This is a genomic window from Halopseudomonas xiamenensis, assembly GCF_014219065.1.
Taxonomy (GTDB): domain Bacteria; phylum Pseudomonadota; class Gammaproteobacteria; order Pseudomonadales; family Pseudomonadaceae; genus Halopseudomonas; species Halopseudomonas xiamenensis.
In genome coordinates this window covers 116,912-123,688 of record NZ_JACLGO010000011.1, presented here as the reverse complement: position 1 = coordinate 123,688, position 6,777 = coordinate 116,912, and the positions used below count along the sequence as shown (strand labels likewise).

The window sequence follows — 6,777 nt, the reverse complement described above, 5'->3', positions numbered from 1 at the left end:
GGTTGTCGAAGCCTTCCGAGGCTGTGCGCTCGATCAGGACGATACACTTGCAGATCTCATCGGGGCCCGCAGTCAAGAACTGCATACAGAGGCCGGATATACGACAGACAGCCTGCTCTTGTCAGTGAATGTTGAAAGCCTTGCAATGAGGGAGGAGACCATATACGACAACCCGGCGCCTGCTACCTGGGGGTGTAGCGCCCCTGCGCTACGCCGGGTTCCGGTAGGCACGGGACAACCCAAGCGGCACACGCCTGGCCCATACAAACAACAAAAATGGTATCGGTAACATGTTCAAGAACACAATCAAGCTGCTGCTGGCCTGCGCTGTGACAGCAACAGCGCCCGTTGCACTGGCAGACTTCCTCGGTGATGCCAAGGCCAGCCTCGAGCTGCGCAACTTCTACTACAACCGGGACTTCCGCAACGAGGGTGCCGCCCAGTCCAAGCGGGACGAGTGGGGCCAGGGCTTCATACTCAACCTGCAGTCGGGGTTCACCGAAGGCCGCATCGGCTTCGGTGTCGACGCGCTCGGTACCCTCGGGGTCAAGCTGGATTCCAGCCCCGACCGCACCGGCTCGGGCATTCTTGCGCATGATTCCGAGCGCAACGTGGCGGATGAATACAGCAAGCTGACGCTGACCGCCAAGGCGCGCGCCGGGCAGAGCGAGTTGCGGATCGGTGGTCTGCATCCGACCTTGCCGATGCTGTGGAGCAACAACAGTCGGCTGCTGCCGCAGATCTTCCGTGGTGGCATGCTGGTGTCCAACGACCTGGAGCCGTTGAGCATCACTTTGCTGCGGGTGAACGCGGTCAAGCAGCGCAATTCCACGGATTTCGAATCGCTGACGGCCTTCGGCTATGCACCGGTTCGCGCCGACCATTACGACTATCTGGCGCTGGATTACCAGGTGCGCCCGGGCCTGGCGCTCAGCTATCACCTGGCCGAGCTGGATGACCTGTACCGTTCCCACTTTCTTGGCCTGAAGCTCGATCAACCGCTTGGCGCCGGTAGTCTGATCGCGGATATCCGCTACTTCGACGCCAGTGACAGCGGCTCTGAAAGGCTGGGTGAAGTGGATAACCGTACCCTGAGCAGCTGGTTGGCCTACCGTGTGGCGGGTCATACCCTGGGTGGCGGTTACCAGAAGGCCTGGGGCGATACCCCCTTTGCCTTCGTCAATGGTGCTGACACCTATCTGTTCGGTGAATCGCTGGTCAGTACCTTCACCGCGCCGAAGGAGCGGGTCTGGTTCCTGCGTTATGATTTCGACTTTGCCGCCGTGGGGCTGGATGGTCTCAGCCTGGTGACCCGGTATGTGAAGGGTGACCAGGTCGATCCGACGCTGCTGAACACCGCCCAGGCCGCCGAGTTGCGCGCGCAGGGCCGTGAGGGCAAGGAATGGGAGCGAGTCACGGATATCGCCTACCAGGTCCAGAGCGGACCGCTCAAGGACCTGGCCCTGCAATGGCGCAACTCCACCAACCGTTCGACCTACGCCGATAGCGCCAACGAGAACCGGCTGATCGTGCGCTATACCTTCAATTTCTGATTGAAGGCGTATACGGTCGGCATAGCCGGATGGCTAATAGCGGTGACCTGCACCCTGCGTTACACTCCGCGCTCGATTGATTGGTCCGACCAGTCGAAATCCCGCGGTTTTGCAGCGCAGCAGAGCAGGGGGCCGCTATGGCGATAATGCACAAAGACACTATTTCAGCTTGCCTTCTGAAGGAAGCCTTGCTGGGCTTCACCCGTCCCGGGCTGGACGTCGGAGCCCTGCTGGACAGCCTCGGGTTTCCCGGCGTGCCGCTGGATGAGCCGGGCCAGCGGGTGCCGGTCGAGCTGTACAGTGCGGTCTGGCTGCGCCTGGCCGCTACCTATGACGATGAGTTCTTCGCCATGGACCCGCGCCCGCTGCGGCTCGGCAGTTTCAACTTTCTCTGTCGCAGCGGTATCAACCAGCCGACGGTGGAACAGGCGCTGATCCATACTCTCAACTTCCTCGGGCTGATGCTCGGCAACTTCCAGGGGCGTCTGGCGCGCAGTCGCAGTCTGGCGGAAATTGTCCTGCAGGAACACAAGCGCCCACCGCAGCGGCCTTTCGCCTATTTCACCTACTGGATGATTGTGCACGGGCTGGCCTGCTGGCTGGCGGGCCGGCGCATTCCCCTGCTGGCAGTCGAGCTGCGCTGCCCTGAGCCGGGCTACATAGCCGACTACCAGGTGATGTTTTCCGATAACCTGCGTTTCGGCCAGGCCTCTACCCGCGTCATCTTCGCCGCCGAAGCGCTGGACCTGCCGGTCCGCCGCAGCGCGGCCGAGTTGCGCTGTTTCCTCGATCATGCACCGGCCAATATCCTGGTCCGCTACCGGGATGCCAACAGCCTGGCCAGCCAGGTCAAGAACGCCCTGCGCGCGCTGCCAGCGATCGACTGGCCAACCAGCGATGCCCTGGCGCAATCGCTGTGCATGTCGCCGTCGACCTTGCGCCGCCGGCTGGCCGCCGAAGGGGCCCAGTACCAGGCGATCAAGGACAGCCTGCGCGAAGAGCAGGCAACCCGCTGGCTGGCCGACCCGACAATCAGCTATGCCGATATCGCCGAGCAGCTCGGCTTTGCCGATGTCAGCTCGTTCTACAAGGCCTTCCGCAAGTGGACCGACACCAACCCCGGCCATTATCGCCAGCTGATTCTGGGGGATGATTGAACTGCCTGGCGTGCCCAGGTGATGTGCCAGGCCGGCTTCATCAGGCGGAATCATCGCTGAAATCCTCCTCCCAGAACTCCAGGTCGCCACGGGAACCGGGAGTGCGAGCCAGTTCCTGTGCCCGCAGTTCCACCCGGCGGATCTTGCCCGAAATGGTTTTCGGCAGGTCGCTGAACTCGATTCGCCGTACGCGTTTGTAGGGCGCCAGTTGCTGACGAGCGAACTCGATGATGTGGCGGGCCAGCTCCGGGCTCGGGGTATGGCCCTGGCGCAGGATGACGAATGCCTTGGGAACACAGGAGCGTACCGGATCGGGGCTGGGAATGACCGCCGCCTCGGCAACGGCGTCGTGTTCGATCAGCACGCTTTCCAGTTCGAAGGGGCTTATGCGATAGCCCGAGGACTTGAAGACGTCATCGCTGCGGCCGATATAGGTGAAGTACCCGGCGGCGTCCCGGACGGCGACATCACCGGTACGGTAGTATCTGCCGCCCAGCGCTTCGCTGGTGCGGTCGGGATCACCTTCGTAGCCACTGGTCAGGCTGGCGGGGGCCGGGTCGAGGACCAGGGCGATTTCCCCCTCGTCGGCCTCCTGGCCATCGGCGTCGAGCAGCACGATCTGGTATCCCGGTAATGGCCGACCCATGGAGCCGCTGCGCAGGGGCTGCCCCGGGCTGTTGCCGATCTGCGCCGTGGTCTCCGTCTGGCCATAACCGTCACGGATGTTCAGCCCCCAGGCGTGGCGGACGCGCTCTATTATCTCGGGGTTGAGCGGTTCGCCGGCACCGACCAGTTCACGCAGGGCCACCGGGTAGCTGGCCAGATCCTCCTGCACCAGCATGCGCCATACGGTGGGTGGGGCACAGAGCGAGGTGACCCTGCAGCGTACCATCTCGTCCAGTACGGTCCTGGCATCGAAGCGCTCATACTGGTAGCTGTAGACGGTCGCCCCGACGGTCAGCGGAGCGAAGAAACAGCTCCAGGCGTGCTTGGCCCAGCCGGGTGAACTGATGTTGTAGTGGATATCCCCGGCCTTCAACCCCAGCCAGTAGAGCGTGGAAAGATGGCCAATGGGATAACTGGCATGGCTGTGTACGACCAGCTTGGGCTTGGATGTGGTGCCAGAGGTGAAGTACAGCAGCAGAGGATCATCGGCGGCGGTAATGCCATCGGGCACGAAGTCTTCGCTGGCCTGGTGGCTGTCCGCGAAGCCTGTCCAGCCCTGGGGGTGACCATCCACCGCGATACGGGTGTGAATCTGCGGGTAGGCGGCGAAGCGCTGGGCATTGTCGCCCATGGTCACGATATGGCGCACGCGGCCGCGCTCTATGCGGTCGGCCAGATCATCATCCGCCAGCAGAGTGGCGCAAGGAATGGTCACTGCTCCCAGTTTCATGCAACCCAGCATGATTTCCCACAGGGCGATATGGTTGGGCAGCATCACCAGGACCCGGTCACCCCGCCGAATACCCCGCTCCCTCAGGAAGTTGGCGGTCTGGTTCGAGCGGCGTGCCAGTTCGGCGAAGGTCAGCTGCTGTTCCTGCCCGGCACCGACCAGCCACACCGCCGGGTGCTGGTTGTCCCTGGCGATTGTATCGAAATGATCCAGTGCCCAGTTGAACTGGGTTGGCTTGGGCCATTTGAAGCCCTGGCAGGCGGCGGTGTAGTTGTCGCGGTTGGCGAGCAGGAAATCCAGTGCGGCGGCAAAGGATGGGTTCTCGGGCAGACTCATCGCAGGACCTCACTGACACTCGGGCAATGGGTGATGCCATGAAGCGTGGCATATATGTTGGGCATTGATACGCTCCTGAATTGTTCTTTTTATCTGCCAGAAAACGAGCAAGCCCCATGCCACACTACAAAATCTTTTTTATATCAATGAGTTGAGGTCGGGCGTTGACCGGAAAAGCCCTGCCGGGTGGAGAACTGTCGCAAAGCGGTCCAGTCTCTTGAGACTTTGTCTTAATATGAAACAGTGGGTCGTCATCCCGGTGGTGCCGGAAGCGCAGCGGTCATCGGGTAGAGCAGTCTTCATGGCGTAGATGGCTGCCCTCGGCACTGCTGGCTCAATTATTGCTGCATAACACGAGGCGGTCGGGCATGCTGAAGTCCGTATCCGCCGATAATAAGAGGGTCTGCAACCAGACTCCGGAGGGGTAGCCATGCATATGAATACAAGACTCAACCCTGGATTGATCGATATTTTCCGTGCTCGGGAAATGTCGCTTGCCGATCGGGGTTGGTGTTCCGGTGAGTTCATCCTGCGCGAACCGATCCGCGCATCCTGGCAGCGCAGCATGGATTATGGGCTGCAGCCGGATACCGATCCGGCCGGGTCTGACCAGGTCGCGCTCGGCGCCGAGGATCTGTATGAAAGCAACAGAATGTTGCTGGACTGTGCCGAGCCCGCCTTGCAGCATCTGACCGACAGGCTCGGCCATCACGGCAATGACAGCCTGCTCATCCTGGTGAATGCCCAGGCTACGGTGTTGGCGATTGAGGGCGGCAGCAGCAAGTGGCGCGAGCTGCGTGATCTGAATCCCGGGGTGTGTTGGAGCGAGGCGCAGCGGGGTACCAATGCCCTGGGCACCGCGCTGGTCGAGGGCCGACCGACCATGATCGGCTATGGCGAACATTTCCTCGACCGCCTCAGCATCTTCTCCTGTGCGGCCGTGCCTATTCGCAACCCGCAGGGCATCATCGAAGGTGTACTCGACCTGACTCGTCAAGGCCCGACGTTGCAGGCCCAGGACAGTCTGCTGTTGCTGGACATGACCGCCAGTCAGATCGAGAGCCGCCTGTTCATCAGCTCCTATGGGCATCAGTATGTGGTGGCTTTTCATCCGCGTCAGCAATACCTGGATACCGCCTGGCAGGGCCTGCTGGCGCTGGATCAGGAGGGCAGGATACTGGCAGCCAATGAACGCGCCTGCGAGTTCTTCGCCATGGATCGCAAGCAATTGGTCGGTCAACCCGGGGAAGGCCTGATCCGAGGGTGGCAGGAACGCTTCGGACAGTTGCGCCGGGGTATCAGCGGCAGCCTGCGGACGCCGCGTGGCGATTTCTTCTACAAGACCCTGCATAGGCCCGAACCCCTGTCGGTGCCGGTGCATCAACCGGGGGTACGCAAAGGCAATACCACCCCCAGTCTGGAAACCCTGGCTGGCAGCAGCAACCCGCGCTATCTGCGGGAGTTGAACATGGCAGTACGTGGCCTGCGGCACGACCTGCCCATCCTGTTGCTCGGTGAAACCGGCTCGGGCAAGGAGTGGGTCGCCCGCGCGCTGCACCAGAGCAGCCAAAGGGCGGACAAGCCCTTCATCGCCGTCAACTGCGCGGCCATCCCCGAGGGGCTGATCGAGTCCGAGCTGTTCGGTTATCGGGACGGGGCCTTTACCGGGGCGCGGCGCGGTGGCATGACTGGCCGGCTGCAACAGGCCCATGGCGGCACCCTGTTTCTTGATGAAGTGGGGGATATGCCGCTGGCCTTGCAGGCGCGGCTGTTGCGGGTACTGCAGGAGCGCAAGGTGGCTCCCCTGGGTGCGGGTATCGAACAGGATCTGGATATCAACCTGATCTGCGCCACCCATCGCCCGGTCAAGGCCCTGGTGGCCGAAGGAGACTTTCGCGAGGACCTTTTCTACCGAATCAATGGCATGTCCGTGCATCTGCCGCCGCTGCGCGAACGCAGGGACCTGCGCGAGCTGTGTCATTCCCTGTTGCGCCGCCTGGGCGGTGGGGAAGTGATGCTGGCCGAGGAGGTGCTGCAGCTTTTCGAGGGCTATCACTGGCCGGGTAATATCCGCCAGCTGGAAATGGTCCTGCGCACCCTGTTGGCCATGCGGCTTCCGGAAGACCGGGAACTGGGGCTGGATCATCTGCCGGCCACGACGATGGAAGAACTGATCGCCGAAGAAGCGTCTGCGCCGGACACCAATATCAGGGTCAGGGAGCAGGAGCTCATCCGCCAGGCATTGGCCGAGCACGATGGCAATGTGTCCGCCGCGGCGCGCATGCTCGGCATCAGCCGCGCGACCCTGTATCGAAAGCTGAAGCAGGCCGGCTGA

4 protein-coding genes are annotated in these 6,777 nt (G+C 62.2%); 3 read left to right on the top strand and 1 reads right to left on the bottom strand.

The genetic code is table 11. The features are described from left to right. The first annotated feature begins 290 nt into the window (after positions 1–290). Entirely contained in the window at positions 291–1,553 is a 1,263-nt protein-coding gene (locus H6X51_RS09750) for an OprD family porin (RefSeq protein ID WP_185267345.1), read from the top strand. Positions 1,554–1,690: 137 nt separating this feature from the next. After that, entirely contained in the window at positions 1,691–2,710 is a 1,020-nt protein-coding gene (locus H6X51_RS09745; protein ID WP_185267344.1) for an AraC family transcriptional regulator, read from the top strand. A gap of 40 nt (positions 2,711–2,750) precedes the next feature. Here the strand turns inward: H6X51_RS09745 and H6X51_RS09740 are convergent, their stop codons facing one another. Continuing rightward, positions 2,751–4,442: an AMP-binding protein gene (locus tag H6X51_RS09740; protein WP_185267343.1), complete on the bottom strand. Its 1,692-nt coding sequence runs from the start codon at positions 4,440–4,442 to the stop codon at positions 2,751–2,753. 430 nt (positions 4,443–4,872) lie between these two features. On the opposite strand from H6X51_RS09740, the gene H6X51_RS09735 reads away from it, so the two are divergent. Beyond that, positions 4,873–6,777 carry a sigma-54-dependent Fis family transcriptional regulator gene (locus tag H6X51_RS09735; protein WP_235991294.1) on the top strand — a complete coding sequence of 635 codons (1,905 nt, stop codon included), beginning with the start codon at positions 4,873–4,875 and terminating at the stop codon, positions 6,775–6,777.